This window comes from Amycolatopsis sp. WAC 01375 (assembly GCF_003947325.1).
Lineage (GTDB): Bacteria > Actinomycetota > Actinomycetes > Mycobacteriales > Pseudonocardiaceae > Amycolatopsis.
This window is the reverse complement of the sequence record NZ_QHHW01000013.1, coordinates 87,615-109,512: the sequence shown is the minus strand read 5'-3', so window position 1 is coordinate 109,512 and position 21,898 is coordinate 87,615. Positions and strand designations below refer to the sequence as shown.

At 71.3% G+C, this 21,898-nt stretch carries 12 protein-coding genes; 11 read left to right on the top strand and 1 reads right to left on the bottom strand.

The genetic code is table 11. The features are described 5' to 3' along the window. The first annotated feature begins 18 nt into the window (after nucleotides 1-18). From DL991_RS04805 to DL991_RS04770, 8 genes are all read left to right on the top strand, one after another. Nucleotides 19-1,494, top strand: a complete 1,476-nt coding sequence (locus DL991_RS04805; RefSeq protein ID WP_125781341.1) for a putative T7SS-secreted protein — start codon at nucleotides 19-21, stop codon at nucleotides 1,492-1,494. A 45-nt stretch (nucleotides 1,495-1,539) separates the two neighbouring features. After that, nucleotides 1,540-2,040, top strand: a complete 501-nt coding sequence (locus DL991_RS04800) for a hypothetical protein (RefSeq protein ID WP_125781339.1) — start codon at nucleotides 1,540-1,542, stop codon at nucleotides 2,038-2,040. Next, entirely contained in the window at nucleotides 2,037-2,519 is a 483-nt protein-coding gene (locus tag DL991_RS04795) for a YbaB/EbfC family nucleoid-associated protein (RefSeq protein WP_125781337.1), read from the top strand. Before DL991_RS04800 ends, DL991_RS04795 begins: the two co-directional genes overlap by 4 nt. Nucleotides 2,520-2,582: 63 nt before the next feature. Beyond that, on the top strand, nucleotides 2,583-3,677 hold the full coding sequence (locus tag DL991_RS04790) for a sensor histidine kinase (RefSeq protein ID WP_125781335.1): 1,095 nt from the start codon (nucleotides 2,583-2,585) through the stop codon (nucleotides 3,675-3,677). Further along, entirely contained in the window at nucleotides 3,665-4,780 is a 1,116-nt protein-coding gene (locus DL991_RS04785) for a hypothetical protein (protein ID WP_125781333.1), read from the top strand. Before DL991_RS04790 ends, DL991_RS04785 begins: the two co-directional genes overlap by 13 nt. Beyond that, on the top strand, nucleotides 4,759-5,433 hold the full coding sequence (locus tag DL991_RS04780; RefSeq protein ID WP_125781331.1) for a response regulator transcription factor: 675 nt from the start codon (nucleotides 4,759-4,761) through the stop codon (nucleotides 5,431-5,433). The genes DL991_RS04785 and DL991_RS04780 overlap by 22 nt, the downstream gene beginning before the upstream one ends. A 153-nt stretch (nucleotides 5,434-5,586) precedes the next feature. Continuing rightward, nucleotides 5,587-6,297 (top strand): hypothetical protein, encoded by a 711-nt coding sequence (locus DL991_RS04775; RefSeq protein WP_125781329.1) that lies wholly within the window; start codon nucleotides 5,587-5,589, stop codon nucleotides 6,295-6,297. Between the two features lie 279 nt (nucleotides 6,298-6,576). Further along, complete coding sequence (locus DL991_RS04770; RefSeq protein ID WP_125781327.1) at nucleotides 6,577-7,350, top strand: trypsin-like serine protease; 774 nt, start codon at nucleotides 6,577-6,579, stop codon at nucleotides 7,348-7,350. Between the two features lie 206 nt (nucleotides 7,351-7,556). Here the strand turns inward: DL991_RS04770 and DL991_RS04765 are convergent, their stop codons facing one another. Continuing rightward, nucleotides 7,557-8,534: a hypothetical protein gene (locus DL991_RS04765; RefSeq protein WP_125781325.1), complete on the bottom strand. Its 978-nt coding sequence runs from the start codon at nucleotides 8,532-8,534 to the stop codon at nucleotides 7,557-7,559. 1,071 nt (nucleotides 8,535-9,605) lie between these two features. On the opposite strand from DL991_RS04765, the gene DL991_RS04760 reads away from it, so the two are divergent. From DL991_RS04760 to DL991_RS04750, 3 genes are read left to right on the top strand one after another with little or no spacing between them, the layout of a single operon-like run. Next, on the top strand, nucleotides 9,606-13,034 hold the full coding sequence (locus tag DL991_RS04760) for an amino acid adenylation domain-containing protein (RefSeq protein WP_125781323.1): 3,429 nt from the start codon (nucleotides 9,606-9,608) through the stop codon (nucleotides 13,032-13,034). Beyond that, on the top strand, nucleotides 13,031-16,486 hold the full coding sequence (locus tag DL991_RS04755) for a non-ribosomal peptide synthetase (protein ID WP_125781321.1): 3,456 nt from the start codon (nucleotides 13,031-13,033) through the stop codon (nucleotides 16,484-16,486). Before DL991_RS04760 ends, DL991_RS04755 begins: the two co-directional genes overlap by 4 nt. A gap of 13 nt (nucleotides 16,487-16,499) precedes the next feature. Then, nucleotides 16,500-21,824 carry a type I polyketide synthase gene (locus DL991_RS04750; protein WP_125781319.1) on the top strand — a complete coding sequence of 1,775 codons (5,325 nt, stop codon included), beginning with the start codon at nucleotides 16,500-16,502 and terminating at the stop codon, nucleotides 21,822-21,824. Nucleotides 21,825-21,898: the final 74 nt, after the last annotated feature.

Sequence of the window (21,898 nt, the reverse complement as noted above, 5' to 3'; positions counted from 1 at the left end):
CGAAGGGATGTACTGCTGATGGCGGTTCAGCTGGGGGAGACCACCGATCCGAGGGAACTGATTCCCGGTCAGCCGGAATCGATCGCCGATGACCTTCGCCGGTTGGTCGGCAATATCGAACTGGTCGGCGGGGCAGGGGACGGTCTACAGGGTATCGATCCAAGGGAGTGGACCGGTGAGGGTGCCAACTCCTTTCGTGACGCGTTCGGCGCCGCGATACCCGAATGGTTCCGGGCCGTGGATTTCCTCGGCCGGAATGGTGAGACACTCGCCGACTTCGGCGACACACTGACCTGGGCACAAGGTGAGGCGCAGCGCGCGATCGAAATGTTCACCGAGGCGCAGGCCGCGAGCAGGACTGCGCTGGAGCAGTTCACCGGGCTGGCGCGGCAGGCGGTGGAAGCGGGGCAGTCGATCGGGCTGTTCCAGGATCCGGGGGCGGGGCTCGCGCAGGAGGCCCGGTCGATCCTGGACGCCGCGCGGGAGGCGGTGGCCTCGACCGGCGGCTCGGTCGCGCAGGCGTTCGGGATGGGCGGCGACGGTGTCTCGCTCGCGACCACGGTGGGCAACTTCGCCGCGATGGCGTTCGGGATGGACTCCGACGGCGAGGGCGGCTATTCGACGGACCTCCCCGGAGGCGGCCCGTTCGGTGCCGACGACCGGCAGACGGAGCGGGTCTTCAACCCCGAGACCGGCGAGTACGAGGACGTGGACCCCGGCGGGTGGCAGCGGAACGGCCTCAACAGCAGCTACGCCAACGAATACGGCGACGCGGACGCCGATCTCGTGGATCTCCAGGCCATCGCCGAGGCCGCCGGCATCGATGTGACCGAGGTGGGCTGGGAACGTGAGGCGGCCGCGGCGCTGCGCGAGGGCAGCATCGATGGTGAATTCGACAACGGCTCGGTCTCCGGGAGCGGCACGCTTTCGGGGTCGGTGCTCAGCGCCAGTGCCGGTGCGAGCGGGACCGCGAGCTGGCTCGGAGCGAGCGGTGCCGCCCACGCGGAGGCCTATCTGGCCCAGGGTCATGCCGAAGGCGAGCTGAACTTCGGTGAGCACGCCGGCGTTTCGGGCAGTGCGGACGTCATGGTCGGCGCCGAGGCATCGGCCGAGGGGAACATCAGCTGGACGGGGGCGGAGGGCAGCGCCGAAGCCTTCGCCGGGATCAAGGCGGGCGGTGACGTCAGCGCCGAGGCGGCAGGCCTGGGAGCCGGTGCGAACGGCGAGGTATGGGTCGGTGTCGGCGCGGAGGCCAGCGGGCAGTTCGGCATGGGGGAGGACGGCAAGTTCCATGTCGGCGCGTCGCTCGGCGCCGCGCTCGGCGTCGGTGGCAGTGTCGGTTTCGACGTGTCCGTCGATCCCGCTGAGGTCGCCGACACCGTCGCCGACGTGTCCGATGACGTCGCCGATGTCGCGTCGGACGTCGCCGACGGGCTCTCCGACGCCGCCGGCGCCGCCGGCGACGCATGGGGCTCGGTCAATGACTGGCTCTAGGATCGAACGAATACCCGTCCGGGAAAACACAGAGACGGAGACAACATGGTAGCCACCCTTCCCGTGCCGATCGAGTTCTCGCTTCCCGCGGGCTGGCTGTCGGCGCCGCCGGACGAGGTCGGCGCGGGCGGCAGCGCCTTCGTCGCGCTGCATCCGCCTGCCAGCGCGGGATTCACCGCCAACATCACGATCGCCGGCGAGATCCGGGAGTCGTACATCCCGCTCGCGCACGTCGCCGACGAGGCGGTGGAAACGCTGCGGCGGACCGACCCCGATGTGCGGCTGGGCAAGCGAAAGGAGTCCGGATCGCCGGAGAACCCGGGGCTGACCCAGTCCGTCCGGCTGTCGACGGTGCTCGACGGCCGCCGCCTGGATGTCGTGCAACTGCAGGTCTTCCTCGGCATGTGGGACAAGCGCGACCCGCGTCGGCGGGCCGTTCTGCACGTCGTGCTCAGCGCGCTCCCGGAGCAGTTCGACCAGGTCGCCGAGGACTTCCAGAAGTTCGTGTCGACCATCCGCCCCGAGGAAGGCGAGCACACACGATGAGCGAATACGCCAGGCGATTGCTCAGCCGGATAGAAGCTATCGACAACGCGAACGCCGACAACCGCCGGCGCGCCGAGGCCTACCAGCGGATGGAAGGCGAGCTGCAGACCGTCGAGGGCACCGCCACTTCACCGGACGGACTGGTCACCGTGGTCGCGAGCGCGGCGGGGGAGGTCACCGGCCTCACCTTCGGCGATCGTGCGCGCACCATCGAGCCGCTGGCGCTGTCGGCCACGGTCATGCACACGATCGCCGCGGCGCGAGCGGACGCCGCGCGACGGCAGGCCGAGGTGGTCCGTCGTGGTCTCGGTGACACCAGCCTGCTGGACAAAGTGCTCGACGAGGACCGGAAGTTGTTCGGCGATCAGCGGCCACCCGAACCGGGAAAGCCGCCGCGAAGGCGGGACGACGACGAGTTCTTCGGGGAATTCCAGCTGTACCGGGGTGGCAGGCGTCATTCGAGAACCGGCACTGCCTGACCTTGGGGCCGGTAAGGTCACCCGGGCGAGGGATGTCGGGTTCGACGGTGGGCGAGGTAGCGGGTGACGGGGGAGGCCGGGCGGCTGCTGAACGGTTTCGGGCACCGTTACGCCGTCGCCGTACGTGTCGCGACTTTGCCGCCCATCGCGGCGATCGGTCTGCTGAGAAGCTCGTCCGCGGAGTTCGCGGGCACGGTGGCGGTGGTCGCCGCCGCGGTGGTCTGGACCTGTGCGCGGGGATGGTGGCTGCGGCGGGCCCCGATCGGCGTGGACGTGGCGGTCCTGCTGGGTCTGTGTCTCACCGTGTTCTGTACCGGCGCCGAGGCGGACGGCAACACCGGCTGGCTTCGGCTCCTGGTCATTTTCGCGTGTGTGACCTGGCAGTGGCACACCACGCCGCTGACCGGTGCCCTCGCGGCGCTGATCACCGGCGGCGGGATGCTCGTCATCTTCGCCGCCGCCGGGCTCAACCTGAGTGCGTCGCAGTTGTGGGTGCCGGTGATGGCCGCGATGTCCAGGGTGGCCTGGGTGCTGGTCACCCGCGCCGCCGAACGTGCCGATCGGATGGCGGCCGAGGCCGAACGGGCGCGGCGGGAGGCCGCCGTGGCGGCGGCCGTCCGCGCCGAGGAACGTGAACTCGCGAACTCACTGCACGACACCGCGGCCACCACCTTGTTGATGGTCGGCCTCGGTCAGGTTCCCCCGGACGCGAAGTGGCTGGCCCCACAGGCACACCGCGACCTGGCCCGGCTGAGTTTCGTCCACGACGGGCGGACAGCGCCGGAGACCGACCTCGTCGAGACGCTCGGCGCGGATCTCGGCACCGGCCACCTCACCGTCGAGCTGGACGTACCGCCGCGGCTGCCGCTGCCGTCCGACGTCGCCGGTGCGATCGCCGGAGCGGTCCGGGAGGCGCTCAACAATGTGCGCCGTCATGCGGGGACCGACCGGGCAAGGGTCAGGCTGCGCGGCGACACCCGGTCGGTACTCGCCGAAATCTCCGACGAGGGAAAGGGATTCGACGCCGGCGACAGCGTGCCGTCGCGGCGCGGCCTGCGGGAATCCGTGCACGGCCGGATGGACAGGGTCGGCGGCACGGCGACGATCACGTCGGCCGAAGGGGCGGGCACGATGGTTCGGCTGGAGTGGTCGTCATAAGCGACGACGAAGCGACCCAGGAACAGCTGAGGCACGGACTGCGGATCGCCGTGCTGGTCGTCGCGGTGCTGACGGTCGACGTGCTCGGGCTGACCAATCTGGTGCGGGGACTGAGATCCCACGACCTGCCGGCGGCCCAGTTCACCGCACTCGCCGCGCTGACCGCGGTGCTGGCCGTCGAGCTGGTGCTGGTCGTGCGGCGGCGGCCATGGGGAGTGTCGAGGTGGCCCGCCGTCGCCGTCGTGCTGGCCACGTCCACGCTGGCGTACCTGACGTTGCCTGACGGGAAGACGGCGACCACTGTGGACTGGTTGTTCGGAGCGGCCAACTGGGTCGGCATCGTCGTCCTGCTCGATCGTCCTTTCCGGACGATGCTGGCCTTCCTGCTGACGCACGAGTCGCTCGCGCTGGCGAACCTGCTGTTGTTCCACGACGTGAGCCGGTCGGTGCTGGCGCGGTTCGCCACGGGTTCCGTGACGGTGTTCGGCCTTCCGCTGTGCGTCGCCGTGGTCGCGGCCGTGCTGGGCCGGATCGGTGCACAGGCGGCCAAGGCAACCCGGGAACTGGAACGGGTGCGCACCGCGGAAGCCGTCGCGGCGGGCGCGCACAGTCGTCGCACACAGCGATTCGCCGAGCTCGCCGACACGACCATGCCGTTGCTCGCAGGACTGGCGGACGGCTCGTTCGCGCCTTCGGATCCCATGGTGCGGCGGGGATGCGCGATCGAAGCGGCCCGGATGCGCCGGCTGTTCGCCGAAACCGACACGGTGGAGAACCCGCTGCTGCATGAGCTGCGGCATTGCGCGGACATCGCCGATCGCAAAGGTGTCGAGGTCGAGTTGGACGTGCGCGGCCACTGGCCCGTGCCGCCGGTGGCCGTCCGGCGAGACCTCACCGACGCCGCTTTGACCGCACTGGCGACGGCAGGCTCCTGGGCGCGGGTCACCGTGGTCGGAAGCGCGGATCTGGTGTCGGTCAACGTGGTCGCGGACTGTGCCGAGCCGATCGTGTCCACAGCGAGAACCCCGGACGTGCGGATCGAGATCTTCGACGGTGACGGAACAGTGTGGATGGAGGCCCAATGGCAGCCGACGGAGAGCTGATCACGGCGGTGATCGTGGACGATCACGCGGCGATCGCGGCGGGCGTACGGTACTGGTGTGAGCAGGCGGATCCGCCGATCGGGCTCGTCGACGCCGGCGACCGGCTCGGCGATGTGTGGACCGGCCCCGGCGCCGCCGCCGACGTGGTGATCTTCGACCTCGAACTGGTGCCCCGCAAACCGGACTTCGGCGAACTCCGCCGTCTGGTCGAGAGCGGACGCCGCGTGGTCGTGTACTCGCAGCACGCGGACAACGCCACCGCGATCAAATGCATCGACCTCGGCGCGCTCGCGTACTTGACCAAACGTGAGGGCCCGGAGCATCTCGTGCCCGCTATCCGGGCGGTCGCCGACGGACAGGCCTACACGGGGCCGTCGCTCTCGGGCGCGCTCGCCGCGGACGACGCCCCGGGCAGGCCACGCCTGTCCCCACGGGAAGTCGAGGTACTGCGGGCATGGTTCGCCGCCTCCTCCAAGGAACTCGTCGCCGCGAAACTCCACATCACCGTCAAAACCGTCGACACGCACATCACCCGGGTGCGGGTGAAATACGCGGGCGTCGGACGCGACGCCCGCACCAAGAGCGAACTCGTCACCCGGGCACTCGACGACGGTGTCATCACGCTAGCCGAACTCAACGAGGCGTCGGTGTAAGGCGTTCACCCGACAGCACCGGGGCCGCGACCGGACTAACGTCGCCGGAGCAGGGGACGCCGCGGGCATTCGGTGTTGAGGGGCACTGAATGCCCGCGGCCCTTCGCCGCGACCAGGAGCGCGTCGCTCCGAGGAAGACGTTCGAGGAGTTCGATGAGTCAGCCCGGTCCGCCAGGGTCGTATCCGGGGCAGCAGTACCACCAGCCCTATCTTCAGCAGGGTGGGGGCTGGGGCCGGCAACCGCCGCCACGCAAGAAGAAGACCGGGCTGCTGATCACGATGCTGGCACTGGGCACCGTCATGGTGCTCGGGCTGGCTTTCGGCGGATACTGGTTCTTCATCAGGAAAAGCGACTCGGACGGGCCACCGCCGGTGGACGCCTCACAGGACCTGGCGAAGGCGCCGATCGGTTGTGCGCTCTTCGACAAGGGCGAGGTGGCTCCCTACATCCCCGGACGGACCGAGTTCAAGGCGCTTTCGGGCGACACCACGTCGGACTCCGTGGCGCAGGGGCAATGCCTCTGGGGGAACACCGACACCTTCCTCAAGGACAAGGTCCGGGCGGCGCACGTGATCGTCACCAGCTACGTCTATCGCGCCACCCGCACGAAGTCGGGCGTGGACGCCGCGACGGAACACCTGAAGCGCCGGGTCCGGAACGGGGCTTCGGTGAACGTGAAGGACGCCGATGAGGCCTTGGTCGTCGAGCAGGGAAAACGCGGCCACTCGGTGGCGGTCACGGCGCGGTACCGCAATGTCGTCTACCACGTCGACTACACCAACCAGACCGATGGCGCGCCGGTCAAGGACGGGGTGACCGCCTTGGCCACCGCCGCCATCGGGAAGGTGGCACCGAAGGGCTGAGGCCGGTGAGCTGATCCGTCGCCTCGCGTGCTCAGGTCGCGGAAGTCCAGCGCGTCACCGGCCTCGAACTGAGGTCCGCCTGGCTCAGCCAATGTCCACAGTGGACAAGCTGAGCATCCACGACACGCCTGCCCGCGCTCGCCCATCGTGGGGCGCGGTGTCACGCTGGGTCGGCCATTCGGCCGATGTACACCCGGCCGATAAGCCGATCCAGTCGTGATCATCACCCCATAGCGTGACGACTGTCAGCAATTGGTCATCTACGGGGAGTTGGCGATCATGCTTCGCAAAACAGGGATTCTGGCGGTCGGCTTGGCCGCGGTGGGAGCGGTGCTGGTGCCGGGGGGCGCCGCGGCGGCTGAAGGTCCGACGCCGTACGTCATCGGCGGGCACGACGCCACCGAGGACTATTCGTTCATGGTGTCGCTGCAGGAGGGCGGGAAGCATTTCTGCGGCGGCTCGCTGATCAGCGAGAACTGGGTGGTGACCGCGGCGCACTGCGTGCAGGGAGCGAAGCCGGGACAGGTCAGGGCCAGGATCGGGGCACGGCAGCACAACAGCGGGGGCACCGAGGCCGGCGTCAGCCGGATCATCGTGCATCCGGACTTCGCCAGGCAGAAGCCGCCGGGCGGGGACATCGCGCTGGTGCGGTTGGACAAAGCGGTGACCGAGCAGCCGATCAAGATCGCCGAGGCCGCGGGCGACGCGGGAACGGCGACCCGGATCCTCGGCTGGGGTGAGCACTGCGCCGAGCAGAACTGCGGGGCGCCGGAGATCCTCCAGGAGCTGGACACCAAGGTCATGCCGGCGGAGGAATGCCGCGATGTGGCCACGGGCAAGGAGATCTGCACCGGTTCCGACACGCCGGACGCGATGGGCTGCTACGGCGATTCGGGTGGGCCGCAGATCAAGGGCAGGCCGGGTGAGTGGGAACTGGTCGGTGCGACCAGCCGCGATGGTGACGCGGATCCGAAGTGCGCCAGCGGTCTGGGCATCTGGACCGATGTGACGGTGTACCGGGACTGGATCGCCGAGCAGCAGGCGAGCCAGTGAGGGGTAAGGCAAAGGTGGCATAGCGGTGCCGGGGTCGTGAGTGGCGTTTCGGGTTAGAACCCGAAACGCCACTCACGACCCTTCGCGAAACCGCACATAGGTCTCAAGTGGACATCCGGCCGCCAGGATTCGTCCTTAGTGGACACTTTGAGTGCGGCCGACACCCGTCGGCTGGTCAGTGTCACGCCGCGAGGTCGCGCACTACGTCACCGAGGCGCGAGCGACTCCAAAGACGACAGTGGTGCCTTGTGCAGGTTCGAGATGATGTTCCTCGGCTTGTCCGCGGCCTTGCTGTAGTAGTGCGCGCCGGACTCGAACGCCAGGTAGACGTTGCTGCCGTAGACCGTCAGTCCCTCGGACATGCTCGGCGCGCGGAAGCAGTGCTTCTTGGCCGTGTCCAGGTCTTTGTCGCCGGCGCCGCGCCGGACCACGTAGATGTTGCTGCGGTTGTTCCTGCCGTGCGACGTGCTGTAGATGAACACGTCCTTGGTGACGACGAGGCCCTGCGTCTTCGTCGGCACCTCCCACGACCCCGGCCGGTAGCCCAGCTTGCCGTCGGAGCCGACGGTGTACGAGTGCATCGATCCGCGCTTGGCGTCCTCGAACTTGCCCGCCCACAGGGTGTTGGTCGGGCCGTGGCTGGTGAGGAAAGAGGAGGCGTAGACGGTCTGCGCCTTCCCGTCCTGCTCGATGGGCAGCGACTTCTTGATCGCGTTCTTCAGCTTCGCCAGCGAGTACTTGCGGATCGTGTCGCCCTTGCCCGACACGAACGCCCAGCCCTGCTTCTCGAATACGGCGATCCCGCCGACGTGCGAGTACGCGAGCAGCGCCTGGCCGACCTGCTTGCCGGTCTTGGCGTCGATGCCGATGATGATGGCGCTGCGGTGGCCTGACTCGTACGAGGTGACCAGGATCAGGTCGTTCGACCCGTCCCAATTCGACCAGGTCGCCGTGCCCTGGGGGATGTTGGTTTCCAGCGCCGGGACGGGGTGGCTCTTGCTGAACCGGTCGTCGTAGGCGTAAGAAGCGGATTTCCCGCGGTAGAAGGGGCCGTCCTTGCCGCTGGACTTCGTGTCGCAGGTGATGGCCGCGGCCTCGGCGGAGGCGGTGCCCACCACGGTGAGGCCGAGCAGCAGCGTGCTCGCCGCGGCAGTGATCGTCGCTTTCTTGAGTAGGGTCTTCATTCGTTCCCTTGTAGTCGTTGTACGGCCGGTTCTCAACTGGGACTCGCCGGATGCGCGCGTGGTTCCGGCGAGCTGGCGACCGTGTGCACAGCCTCGAAAATGTTCGGTCACGTAGTGGGAGTCCATTGAGGACGATGAACGCACGCGTCCCGAAGCCACTTTCGGGACCGGAGAGCAGCTGCGGAAGGTCCGTGAAGGCCTCCTTGAGGGCGCCGCATTTGCTTACCCACTGCTCGGGGTTCGCGCTCTGAGGTCCCCCTTGGTCGTCGTGTGGCCTTAGGCGTGACACGCGTGATTGGAAGCGGATCTCGCGTGACTGGACGCGGAACTCACGTGATGGGACGCGGAACTCACGGCGGACCCGGTCACGGGCGAGTTCCGCCTTCAATCACGCGAGATCGGTGTCCAGTCACCGCGACGTCCATCGACCTGGTGGTGGCATCACCTCACGACCCACCCACCAACCCGCAGGTCAGACGTAGGTACACAAATGAAGGCCTCCTTGAGGGACCCAGGGTCCCTCAAGGAGGCCTTCACGGACCGGAGAGCGCCGTAGGCCGTACGCCACCTCGATAGTCTGCGACCCCTTCGCGAAACCGCGTAAAGCGGGCTAATCGGACACTTAGCCGTCTAGGTCGAGCGTAACTTTACGACGGACGTAAGTTCGTCTCGAATGTCGAGTTCCAAGAAGTCCGCGCGATCGGGAATCGTATTTCTGAATCGATTTCGAGAATTCACCTGTTGCCGTTGTGAACGTATTTCGTGGCACGGTGTCGGTTAATATCCGACGCATTACGAAGCGTAGTCGATCGAGTGTCGATGGTGGCCGGTGGCCGGTTGCGAAGCGTGGTCTTGGTGGCCGATCCGGTCACAAGACGGCGATAACTGCACCGTATGGTCCAAGATCAGTAGGCCATTCGAACCAAATCAACGAAATTCGTATTCCGTCGCGCGGCCGGTCGTCTTAACCTTGCGTAATTCTTCACCTGAATGTTCACTGGGGAGCAAGATGAAGTCCACGCCGTTGTTGTCGCGCGCCCGAAAAACCTCGGAGCGACTGCTCGACGCCCGATGACACAAGCCGGCTGTGTCAGCCGATTCGACGTGCACGCCCGGCAATCGCCCGACCGGATCGCGGTCTTCGAGCACGGCACAGGGCTCACCTACGCCCGGCTTGCCGGGCTCGCGGGCGGCCGAGCGCTGCGGTTGCGTGACGCCGGTGTCCGGCAGGGGGAGCGGGTCGGGCTGGTCACCGGGCACGGCAGCGCCGCGATCGCGGCGATCTTCGGCGCCCTCGCCGCGGGCTGCACCTACGTCCCGCTGGACCCGACCTTCCCCCGAGAGCGTCTCGAGTACCAGCTCACGGCCGCGCGGGTGACCGCCGTGCTCGCGGATCCGGAGTACGACGAGCTGGCGGAGTACTTGTGCCGTAACGGATCCGCTCGGCTCGTGCGCTCGGGCACGGAGACCGCGGCGCTCCCGGTGCCCCAAACCGATCCGGACAGCGTGGCGTACGTGCTGTTCACCTCCGGGTCCACCGGCCGTCCGAAGGCCGTCGCGCAGACCCACCGCAACCTCCTGCACGTCGTCGACAACCAGATCGCCGCGCTCGGCATCACCGCGGCCGACCGGCTCAGCCTGCTCGCGTCGTTCGGCTTCGACGCGGCGATCCCGGACCTGTATCCGGCACTGCTCACCGGCGCCGCGCTCGTACCCGTCGACCTGCGCGCGCACGGCCTCGCCCACGCCGCGCGCGAGCTGGCCAGGCACGAGGTGACCGTCTACCACTCGACGCCCACGGTCTACCGGCATCTGCTCGACGTCCTCGGCGAGACCGGCCTCCCGTCCGTGCGGACCGTGCTGCTCGGCGGCGAGCAGGCGACCCACGCCGACGTCCGCCGCGGCCGGTTCGCGCCGGACTGCGTGTTCGTCAACGGCTACGGCGCCACCGAGGTGACTTTCGCCGCGCACTACCGGACGACCGCCGCCGAGCTGGACCCGGACGCCGACGGGCCGCTGCCGATCGGGCGCCCGCTGCCCGGGTTCACGCTCACCGTGCTGGACAGCGGCGAACTCGAAGTGCGCGGGCGGCACCTCGTCGACGGCTACCTCGACCAGCCGAGCCCGGCGTTCGGGGTGACGTCCGACGGCGGCCGTCGTTACCGGACCGGTGACCTCGGCAGGCTGCTCCCGGACGGGAACCTCGTCTGCCTCGGACGGCTCGACCGGCAGGTCAAGGTGCGCGGGTTCCGGGTGGAGTTGACCGAGATCGAGGCCCGGCTCGCCGAACAGCCCGGCGTGGCCGAAGCCCGCGCGATCGTGCGCGACGGCGACCTGCTCGCCTACGTGACCGCGGCAGGCCCGCGTCCGGACGGCAGGGTGCTGAGGGCCGCGCTGGCGGACGTCCTGCCCGGCTACTCGGTTCCCGCGGCCGTCGCGGTGCTGGACGGGTTTCCGCTGACCGTCACCGGAAAACTCGACGAACTGGCGCTTCCGGACCCGCGGTCGGCCGCGACCGTCCCAGCCGAGCGGCTGACCCCTGCCGAGGAACGTGTGCACCGGATCTGGTGCGCGGTGCTGGGCCGTGGGCGGGTCGGGCGCACCGAGGCGTTCTTCGACGCCGGCGGCGACTCGCTGCGGCTCGGCCGCGTGCAGGCTGAGCTGGCCGACGAGTTCGGGGTGGACGTCCCGCTGCTCGCTTTGTTCGAGCGTACGACGATCGCCGGGCAGGCCGCCTGGCTCACGGAGTCCACTTCGGACACTTCGCAGCCGGTCACCGCGGAGGAGCAGACCGGGGATCTCATCGCCGTCGTCGGGCTGGCCTGCCGGTTCCCCGGCGCGCCGGACGCCGCCTCGTTCTGGTGGAACCTCTGCGCGGGCGTCGACTCGATCCACGACTACGCCGACGACGAGCTGGCGGCGCTGGGCATCGGGCCGCGCCTGCGTGCCGACCCGGCGTATGTGCGGGCGGGAGGCCGGATCGAGGGCGTCGAGGAGTTCGACGCCGGGTTCTTCGGGTTCACCGCCGACGAAGCCGCGCGGACCGACCCGCAGCACCGGCTGTTCCTCGAAACGGCCTGGCAGGCACTCGAAGACGCCGGACGCGACCCCGCCGCCGAGACCGGGCCGGTCGGGGTGTTCACGGCCGCCTCGGTGAATCGCTACTTCCTGTTCCACCTGTTCGGCAACCCGGCGGTGACCGGCGACGTCGACCCCGACGACTGGGAGGGGCGGCTGACCGGCCGCCAGCTCACCGACCACCTGCCCGGCCAGGTCGCCTACCGGCTGGGGCTGACCGGGCCCGCGGTAGCCGTGCAGAGCGCGTGCTCCAGCTCGCTCGCGGCGGTGGCGCTGGCCGCGCAGAGCCTCGCGGACTATCGGTGCGACGTCGCGCTGGCCGGCGGGGCGAGCGTGACGTGGCCGCGGTACCGCGGCGGCGGGCTCGCCTCACCGGACGGCCGGTGCCGCGCGTTCGACGTCGCCGCGGCGGGGGCCGGGTTCAGCTCCGGCGCCGGGGTGGTCGTGCTGCGGCGGCTGGCGGACGCACTCGCCGACCGCGACCACGTTTACGCCGTGCTGCCCGGCTGGGCGATCACCAACGACGGCCCGGACCGTGCGGGCTACGCCGTTCCGGGGCCGGCCGGGCAGGCTGCCGCGGTGGCCGAGGCGCTGGCCGTCGCGGAGGTCGCCCCGGACGAGGTCGCGCTGCTCGAAGCCCACGGCAGCGGCACCCCGCTCGGCGACGCGATCGAGGTGGCCGCGCTCAACCGCGTCTACGGGGACACACCACCCGAAACGTGTGCGCTGGGTTCGGTGAAGACGAACATCGGGCACCTCGACGCGGCGGCGGGCATCGCCGGGCTGATCAAGGCCGTGTTGTCCGTGCGGCACGGCGTCATCCCGCCGAACCTGCACTTCACCGCCCCGCACCCGGAGGTCGACCTGGCGGGCGGCCCCTGGTACGTCCCGGCGAAGGCCACCGACTGGCCTGCCCGCGAGCGGCGGGTGGCCGGGGTCAGCTCGTTCGGCATGGGCGGCACGAACGTGCACGTGATCGTGGAGGAGGCCCCTGCCGGCCCGCCACGGCAGGCGGCCGGCGGTCCGTTCGTGTTGCCGGTGTCCGCGCGTGACGCGAAGGCGTTGCGCGAGGCGGTGTCCCGGCTGCGCGACCGGCTCGCCACGGACGCTCCGGACCTCAGGGACGCGGCGTACACGCTTTCGGTGCGGCGGGCGTTCGCGTGCCGGGCCGCCGTGGTGGCGGACTCGGTCGCGTCGGCGGTCGCCGCGCTCGATGCGGTGCTGGCGAACGGAACCGACGTCGAGGGCCCGGCCGGGGCGGAGCGGGACATGGCCGCCCACTGGGCCGCGGGCGGCGAGATCGAAGGGGTAGCGGACGGCGATCCCGGCCGCGTCCCCTTGCCGGGCTACCCGTTCCAACGAGAGCGGCACTGGATCGACCCACTGCCTCACCACACAACCGACCAGGAGACCCCTCGGTGACCGACACCTTGCCCGTCGTGGGTGGCCACGGCCCGCCACTGTCCTATCCGGACACCACGCTCACCGGGCTGATCCTCGCCCAGGCCGCGCGCACCCCGCATGCCGTCGCCGTCCGGCAGGGTGACGTCCGGCTGACCTACCGCGAACTGGTCGCGTCGGCGACCGGCGTCGCCCGGCTGCTGCAGGCTCGGGGTGCCGGGCCCGGCACCCGCGTCGGCGTCTGCGCCGACCGGCGGCCGGAGCTGATCTCGACCGTCGTGGGCGTGCTGCTGTCCGGGGCCGCCTACGTGCCGCTCGAACCCGGCGGCCCGAAGACACGGCTGGCCGAAATCGCCGCGGACGCCGGGATCTCCCTTGTCGTCGGCGACTGCGCGCGGGCCGAATTCGGCGCCACTGAAGGCATCGAAACTCTCGACGTGCCCCCGCCCGCCGACGGGCCTGCCGACTGCCCCGCCGGGCCGGACGACCTCGTCCACCTCCTCTACACCTCCGGCTCCACCGGCCGCCCCAAGGGCGTGCTGACCAGTCACCGCAACGTGGTCGCGTTCGTCACCGGGTTCGCCGCCGCCCTCGGGGTCCGGCCCGGCGCCCGGTCGCTCGGCATCTCCTCACTCGCCTTCGACGCCTTCACCATGGACGTGTTCGTCCCACTGGCGCACGGCGGATCGGTCCAGCTCGCCGGCGCCGCCGACCGCGCCGACCCCGAACGGCTGCGGCGGTTCCTCGTCGAGCACGACGTCGAGTGGGGCTTCGTCACGCCGACGCTGCTGTCCATGCTGGACCCCGCGGCCGTTCCCGGCTGGCGCGTCATCGCCTGCGGTGGCGAGCCGGTGCCCGCGGAGCTCGCCGCGCGCTGGCTGCCGGGACGGCGGTTCTTCAACGCCTACGGCCCCACCGAAACCACCGTCGTGGTCGTCACCGACGAGGTCACCGGCATCCCAGCCGACCCACTGCCGCTCGGCCGCCCGACGCCGAACCACCGGGCGTACGTCGCGGACGCCGAGCTGCGGCCGGTCGCGCCCGGCGAGATCGGCGAGCTGCTCATCGGCGGCCCTGGCCTCGCGCTCGGCTACCTCGGCAGCCCGGAGCTGACCGCCGCGAAGTTCGTCGACGACCCGATGACGCCGGGGGAACGGCTCTACCGCACCGGCGACCTGGTCCGCGAGCTGCCCGACGGCCGTCTCGAGTTCGCCGGCCGCGCCGACCGCCAGGTGAAGGTCCGCGGCCAGCGGATCGAGCTGGGCGAGGTGGAGGCCGCGCTCACGACTCACCGGGACGTCGACGCCGCCGCCGTGGTGGCCGTCCCCGGGCAGGCGGGCACCCGGCTGGTGGCCTTCCTGGCACCGGCGTCCGCACCGTCCGATGTGGACACAATCGGCCGGGACCTGCTCACCGCGGCGATGCGCCCGGCCGCGGTCCGGGTGCTCGACCGCCTGCCGGTCAACCCGGTCACCGGCAAGATCGACCGGCCCGCGTTGCGCGACCTGGCCGAAGCTGTGCTGGCGGGACAACGGGAGGATCTCGGCCCGCTCGGCACCCCGGCCGAACGCGCGGTCGCGGCGATCTGGCGGCGGGTGCTCGGCGACGGCGCGGGGACGGATTTCCTGTCCTCGGGCGGGAATTCGATCGCCGCGATGCGCCTGGTCGCGGCGCTGCGGGCGGAGCTGGCCGCGGACGTCGCCACGGAGGACGTCCTCGCCGCCGGCACTCTCGACGGGCTCACCCGGCGGGTGGCGGCCGCACTGCCGCTGACCGGGCCGGGGCTGACCACCGGGCACGCGCCCGCGCTGTCCCCGCCGCAGCGGCGGCTGTGGTTCCTCGACCAGCTCGCGCCGGACGCCGCGCCGTACAACATCGCGATGGCGTTCCGGCTGACCGGCGCGCTGGACGTCGACGCGCTGCGCCACGCCTTGCGCGCGGTCGCCGAGCGGCACGACGTGCTCCGCTGGCGGATCCGCGCCGTCGACGGCGCGCCGCTGGCGGATCTCCTGCCACCGTCGGACGTTCCGCTGCCGGTGGCGCCGGTGACCGAGGACGGACTGCGCGCCCGGCTGGCCGCCGACGCCGCGACGCCGGTGCACCTCGACCGCGAGGCTCCCTGGCGCGTAAGGCTTTACCGGCTCGGCGAGGCGGAGCATGTGCTCGGCTTCACGCTGCATCACGCGGTGTTCGACGGCTGGTCGCAGGAGCTGCTGTGCGCCGACCTGTCGGCGGCCTACCGGGGCGAGCCGCTGCCGCCGCCGGTGGCGTCCTATGCGGACTACGCGGTGTGGCGGGCCGGACGCGACGAACGCCGGGAGGCCGTCGACGTCGCCTGGTGGACCGGGCATCTCGCCGGTGCACCGGCCACAGTGGACATTCCACGGGATCGGCCGCGCCCGGCCGTGCAGACCTACCGGGGCGCGAGCCTGCGTCAGTCCTTTCCGGACGGTGCCGCCGAGTCGGTCCGGGCGCTGGCCGCCCGCACCGGCACGACGCGCGCCGGGGTGCTGCTCGCCGCGTTCGGCCAGCTGCTGCGGCGGCTGACCGGCGCGACCGACCACCTGGTCGCCACGGTCGTCGCGGACCGGCAGCTCGCCGAGTGCCAGGAGGTCGCGGGGTTCTTCGTGGACATCGTGCCGGTGCGGCTGCGAGCCGACGACGCCGCGGACTTCGCCACGCACGTCCGCGACGGCGGCGCCGAACTCCTCGCCGCGACCGCGCATCCGGCCGCGCCGGTCGAGCGGCTCGTCGAGGCGCTCGGCGTGCCCCGCGATCCCGCGCACGCCCCGCTCGTGCAGGTGATGTTCAACGTCCTGAACTTCACCGAGCCGGGGCTGGACCTGCCCGGCGTGCGGTCGGCGTGGCTGCCGGTCGACAAGCCGGGGTCGCCGTTCGACCTCACGGTGTACGTCCACGACGACGGCGTCGAACTGCTGTACAACCCGGACCTGTTCGACCACGCCCGGATGGCCGGGCTCGCCGAGGACTACGTCGCGCTGCTCGGCGCGCTGGCCGCGGCGCCGGACGCGCCGGTCGGGACGAGCGTGCCGGAACTGCCGCGGGCGGGCGTCCGCACCGCCGCGCCCGCCGCGATGACCCGTGCTCGGACACGGCCGCCGTCGGTGGCCGCGGATCCGGCGGCGCTCGCCGTGACCGAGGCCGTGATCGCCCGTGCCTGGTGCGAAGTCCTCGGTGTCGCCGAAGTCGGGAACGCCGAAAACTTCTTCGACGTGGGCGGGAATTCGCTCGCCCTGGCACGGGTGCACGCCCAGGTCACCGCCCGGCTCGCCCGCCGGATCCCGTTGGTCGACCTGTTCACCCACCCCACCGTCCGCGCCCTCGCCGCGCACCTGCACTCCGGCGGCGCCGCCGTCCCGGAGCTGGCCCGCGCCGCCGAGCGCGTCGCCGCCCGCCGCAGCCGCACCCAGACCAGAAGACCCCGTCGCACCGCCGGCCCGGCCGGCACCTGATAGGAGCACCACCGTGAACCACCTCCCCGAAACCGGCACCGGCGATCCCGGAGCCGAACCGATCGCGATCGTCGGACTCGACATTCGCGTGCCCGGCGCGCGTGACGCGCGGCAGTTCTGGCGCAACCTCGTCGACGGCGTCGAGTCGATCGTGCCCGCCACCCGCGAGGAGATGATCGCCCGCGGCGCCGCACCGGACACTGTGGACGATCCGAGCTGGGTGAACGCCACCGCCGTGGTCGACGGCTTCGACGAGTTCGACGCCGAGCTGTTCGGCATGACCAGCCGTGAGGCCGAGATCACCGACCCGCAGCATCGGCTGTTCCTCCAGTCGTGCCACGCCGCGCTGACCGACGCGGGCTACGACCCGGCCCGGTTCGACGGCGCGATCGGCGTCTACGGCGGGTCCGGGGGCACCGGATACCTGACCGAGAACCTGATGCGCAACGAGCGGCTCCTCGCCTCGCAGCATGGCGGTATCGGCATCTCGACCGGCAACCAGCCGAGCTACCTGACGACCTCGGTGTCGTACAAGCTCAACCTGCGCGGCCCGAGCCTCGCGGTGTTCACCGCCTGCTCGACGTCCCTGGTCGCGGTGCACCTGGCCTGCGAGGCGCTGCGCAACGGCGAGTGCGACATGGCGCTGGCGGGCGGGGTCAACGTGGAGATGCCGCACGGCGTCGGCTACATGGGCGTCGACGGCTTCACCTCACCGGACGGCCACGTGCGCGCGTTCGACGCCGGCGCCAACGGCACGGTGTGGAGCAGTGGCGTCGGAGTCGTGCTGGTGAAGCGGCTGTCGCAGGCGATCGAGGACGGCGACCACATCCGGGCCGTCGTGCTGGGCAACGCGATCAACAACGACGGCGCCACCAAGGTCGGCTTCTCCGCGCCCAGCGTGTCCGGACAGACCGAGGCGGTCGCGCAGGCCGTCGGCATGGCCGGTGTCGACCCGCGCACCGTCGGCTACGTCGAGGCGCACGGCACCGGAACCGCGCTGGGCGACCCGATCGAGATCACCGCACTGTCCACTGTGTACGGAGACAGGGTCGCGGACACCGGCTGGTGCGCGATCGGCTCGGTGAAGTCCAACATCGGCCACCTGTCGCAGGCGGCGGGCGTGGTCTCGTTGATCAAGGCCGTGCTCGTCATGGAGCACGGGCTGATCCCGCCGACCATCAACTACCACGAACCCAACCCCGGTATCGACTTCCCGGCGAGCCCGTTCTACCCGGCGCGCGAGGTGACGAAGTGGGAGGCGGGCCAGGCACCGCGGCGGGCGGGCGTCAGCTCGTTCGGCGTCGGCGGCACCAACGCGCACGTCGTGCTGGAGGAGGCGCCGGTCCTCGAGCGGACCCGGACGCCGCATCCGGCGCACCTGCTGCGGGTGTCGGCCAATACCGCCGAAGCGCTCTCGGCCGCTGTCGACCGGCTGGCCGAGCGGCTGGCCGGAGACGTCGACCTCGACCTCGCCGACGTGGCCCACACCCTGGCCGCCGGGCGCACCGAGTACCCGCACCGCGCGGTCGTCGTCGCCCGTGACTCCGAGGACGCGGTCGACGGGCTGCGGGACTCCCGGCGGCTCGTGTCCGCACTGGCCGGGGAGACGAACGTGGCGTTCTTGTTCCCTGGCCAGGGTTCCCAGTACGCCGGGATGGGCGCAGAGCTGTACGAGGCCGAGCCGGTGTTCGCCGCGGCCGTCGACGAGTGCCTGCGGCTGCTCGAATCCGAGCTGCCGGAGTTGCGCGACCTGATCTTCGGGCGCGGTGGCGAGCAGGCGCTGCGGGAAACCCGCGTGACCCAGCCCGCGCTGTTCGTCGTCGAGTACGCGCTGGCGAAGCTGTGGCAGAGCTGGGGCGTGCGGCCCGCGGCGATGATCGGTCACTCGGTCGGCGAGTACGTCGCCGCCACCGTCGCCGGGGTCTTCACCCTGCCGGACGCGCTGAACCTGGTCGCCACGCGCGGCCGCCTGATGCAGTCGATGCCCGCCGGGGCGATGCTGGCCGTCCAGCTCGACGAGGAGAGCGTCAGCACGCGGCTGCCGGGCGCCCTCGCGGTCGCCGGGGTGAACGGTCCCGGCACGTGTGTCGTGGCCGGGCCGTCCGACGCGATCGCGGACTTCGCGGCGACACTCAAGGCCAGCGGCGTCCAGTGCCGCGAGCTGGTGACCTCGCATGCCTTCCACTCGCCGATGATGGACCCGATCCTCGCCGAGTTCACCGCCGCTGTCGCCGCCGTCGCCCGCACCGCGCCCGCGCTGCCGTTCCTGTCGAACGTCACCGGCGACTGGATCACCGACGCCCAGGCCACCGACCCCGCCTACTGGGCCTCCCACCTGCGTCAGGCCGTCCGGTTCGGCGACTGCGTCAAGAATCTGTTCGCGCGCGGCGGGCGCTGGGCGCTCGTCGAATGCGGCCCGGGTCATCAGCTGTCCGGGCTGGCCCGCGGCCAGGTTCCGAAGGGGATGCCCGCACCGCAGCCGAGCCTGCCGGGCCGCACCGAGCGCATCGGCGACGTCGAAACCCTGTATGGCGCGGCCGGTCTCTTGTGGACGAACGGGGTTTCCCTGGAGCCGCGGATGTTCGGCGCGCCCGGCCACCGGGTACCGCTGCCTGGCTACCCGTACGCGCGCAAGCGGTACTGGGTCGATCCGGACCCGGCCACGGCCACCCAGCCCGTGCGGCGAAGCGGTCCGCTGCCCCTGTCCGAGTGGTTCGCGGTCCCGGCGTGGCGGCAGGCGGAACCGGACCTGAGACGCGAGCCCTTCGCGAACGCGCTCGTCTTCGCCGCTGACGACGTCGTGCCCGGTCTGCTGCGCGACGAGGGTGTGACGGTCACCGAGGTGCGACCCGGCGACGGTTTCGCCGCGACGGAGACCGGTTTCACCGTCCGGCCCGGGGTGCGCGAGGACTACGACGCGCTCGTGGCCGCGCTGCCCGCCCGGCCCGAGCGGATCGTGCACGCCTGGACGCTGGCCGGGGACGAGCGCGGCATGGCCGCACAGGACCACGGGTTCTTCAGCCTGCTCAACCTCGTCCAGGCTTGGGGCGAGCCGGTGCGGATCGACGTGCTGGGCACCGGAACCGCCGACGTCACCGGCACCGACCTGACCCGCCCCGAGCACGCGACCCTCGCCGGCATCGCCCGGGTGGTGCCGCTGGAGGTCGCGGGCACGGTGGTGCGCCGGATCGACGTCATCGACGTGGCCGATGCCGTCGCCGAGCTGTTCCGCCCGGCCGACGCGGCGGCCGAGGTCGCGCTGCGTTCCGGCCGCCGCTGGGTCCTGGACTACACCCAGCTCGAACTGCCCGCGACCGCCGAGCCGGTGTTGCGGGACGGTGGCCGGTACCTGATCACGGGCGGGACCGGCGGCATCGGCATCACGCTCGCCGAGGACCTCGCCCGCCGGGTGCGGGCGAAGCTCGTGCTCCTCTCCCGCGCCGGGCTGCCGCCGCGGGCGGAGTGGGACGCGCACCTCGCCGCGCACGGCGGCTCCGACCGTGCCGGGCGCACGATGCTCGCCGTCCGGCGGATGGAGGCCGCGGGCGCGGTGGTGCACGTCGCCGCCGCGGACGTCACCGACGCGGCGCGCCTGCGCGAGGTCCGTGAGCTGGCCGAGCGCGAGTTCGGCGGCCTCGACGGGATCGTGCACGCCGCCGGGTTGCCCGGCGGCGGCGTCGCCGAGGTGAAGGAGCGAGCCGCGGCCGAGGCCGTGCTGTCCCCGAAGATCGCCGGGACGCTGGCTCTGGCCGAGGCGTTCGCCGACCTGCCGATGGACTTCGTCGCGCTGTGCTCGTCGATCACCGCGGTGGCGGGCGGCATCGGACAGGTCGATTACTGCGCCGCCAACAACTTCCTCGACGCCTACGCGCGGGGAAACCACGGCTGGCGCGCGCGGCTCGTGTCGCACGCCTGGGGTGGCTGGGACGAGGTCGGCATGGCCGCGGAAGTGGCCGCTCCGACCACGATCCGCACCGCCCGGTCGCGGTCGCTCGGCCCGGTCGAGCACCCCGTGCTCACCACGCGCACCGAGGACGGCGCGCACGGGCTCGTCTCGGCGGCCACGCACTGGCTGCTCGACGAGCACCGGATCGCCGGGGTGCCGGTGGTGCCGGGCACGGGACACCTGGAGACCGTCCGAGCGGCGGTGGCCGCGGCGCTGCCGAAGCCCGGTGACGGGCACGTCGTCGAGCTGCGAGATGTCGCGTTCCTGGAGCCGTTCGGCGTCCCGGACGGTGCCACCGCGGAGTACCGCGTGGAGTTCGACGGCGACGACTTCACTGTGACCAGCCACGTCGCCGGCGCGAGCCGGACCCACGTGCGCGGTTCCGCCGGATGGGTCGCGGCCGAGACGACGTCCACTGTGGACATCGAAGCGGTGACCGCGCGGACCGAGCCGATCGACGACGGGCACGGTTTCGGCACCGGCCGCACCAGCATGGTGACCTTCGGCCCGCGCTGGGCGGCGCTGCGCGAACACCGCATCGGCGCACAGGAGGAGCTGGCCACGATCACGGCTCCCGACGCGGCGGCGGGCGACACCGGCGCGTGGGGGCTGCACCCGGCGCTGCTCGACGTCGCGACCGCGTTCGGTCGAGGCCGGGGGAGCGGCACCTATCTGCCGATGAGCTACGGCCGGATCGTCGTGCACGACGCGCTCCCGGCGAGTTTCCGCAGCCACCTGCGCTACCGCGACTCCGGCGGCGACCAGGTGGTGGCGGCCGACCTCTCGCTGTGCGACGAGACCGGCCGCGTGCTCGTCACGATCGAGGACTTCGTGCTGCGGCAGGTGGATCAGGACGCCGTCGGCGGCGGCCTGACCGCGACGTCCGCAGAGCGCACAATGTCCACTGTGGACCAGGTGTCGACCGGGATCCGGCCGGTGGACGGCGCCGAGGCGTTCGTCCGGGCGCTGGCCCCCGGCCTCGGCGGGCAGGTGGTGATCACCACCCTGCCGGTGCGGGAGCTGATCGAGCGCCAGGTCAGCGTCGACGAGCTGGACGAGCCCGACGAAGCATCGGTGAAGGTGTCGGATGACGACTACGTCGCCCCGCGCACCGACCTGGAGGCCGAGATCGCTCGCCAGTGGACCGAGCTGCTCGGCGTGGAGAAGATCGGCGTCCACGACGACTTCTTCGCCCTCGGCGGCAACTCGCTGGTCGCCATCCAGCTCATCGCCCAGGTGCGCAAGGCCACCGGCACGCGGCTGGCGATGAAGACGCTGTTCGAAGCGTCCACAGTGGCCACTCTGGTCGAGCGGATCGAGGAGCTGCGCGCCGACAAGGCCGAGGCGCCGGCCGAATCCGCCCGGACCACCATCCCCAAGCTCGAGCGCTGAAGCGGTGAAGGGGTCGTGAGTGGCGTTTCGGGTTAGAACCCGAAACGCCACTCACGACCACCTGGACCCACGAC

Excerpts from the sequence above, each read along its gene's own strand:
- DL991_RS04770 (WP_125781327.1), top strand. The coding sequence starts at position 6,577 with ATGCTTCGCAAAACAGGGATTCTGGCGGTCGGCTTGGCCGCGGTGGGA.
- DL991_RS04800 (WP_125781339.1), top strand. The coding sequence starts at position 1,540 with ATGGTAGCCACCCTTCCCGTGCCGATCGAGTTCTCGCTTCCCGCGGGC.
- DL991_RS04775 (WP_125781329.1), top strand. The coding sequence starts at position 5,587 with ATGAGTCAGCCCGGTCCGCCAGGGTCGTATCCGGGGCAGCAGTACCAC.
- DL991_RS04760 (WP_125781323.1), top strand. The coding sequence starts at position 9,606 with ATGACACAAGCCGGCTGTGTCAGCCGATTCGACGTGCACGCCCGGCAA.
- DL991_RS04805 (WP_125781341.1), top strand. The coding sequence starts at position 19 with ATGGCGGTTCAGCTGGGGGAGACCACCGATCCGAGGGAACTGATTCCC.
- DL991_RS04780 (WP_125781331.1), top strand. The coding sequence starts at position 4,759 with ATGGCAGCCGACGGAGAGCTGATCACGGCGGTGATCGTGGACGATCAC.
- DL991_RS04765 (WP_125781325.1), bottom strand. The coding sequence starts at position 8,534 with ATGAAGACCCTACTCAAGAAAGCGACGATCACTGCCGCGGCGAGCACG.
- DL991_RS04795 (WP_125781337.1), top strand. The coding sequence starts at position 2,037 with ATGAGCGAATACGCCAGGCGATTGCTCAGCCGGATAGAAGCTATCGAC.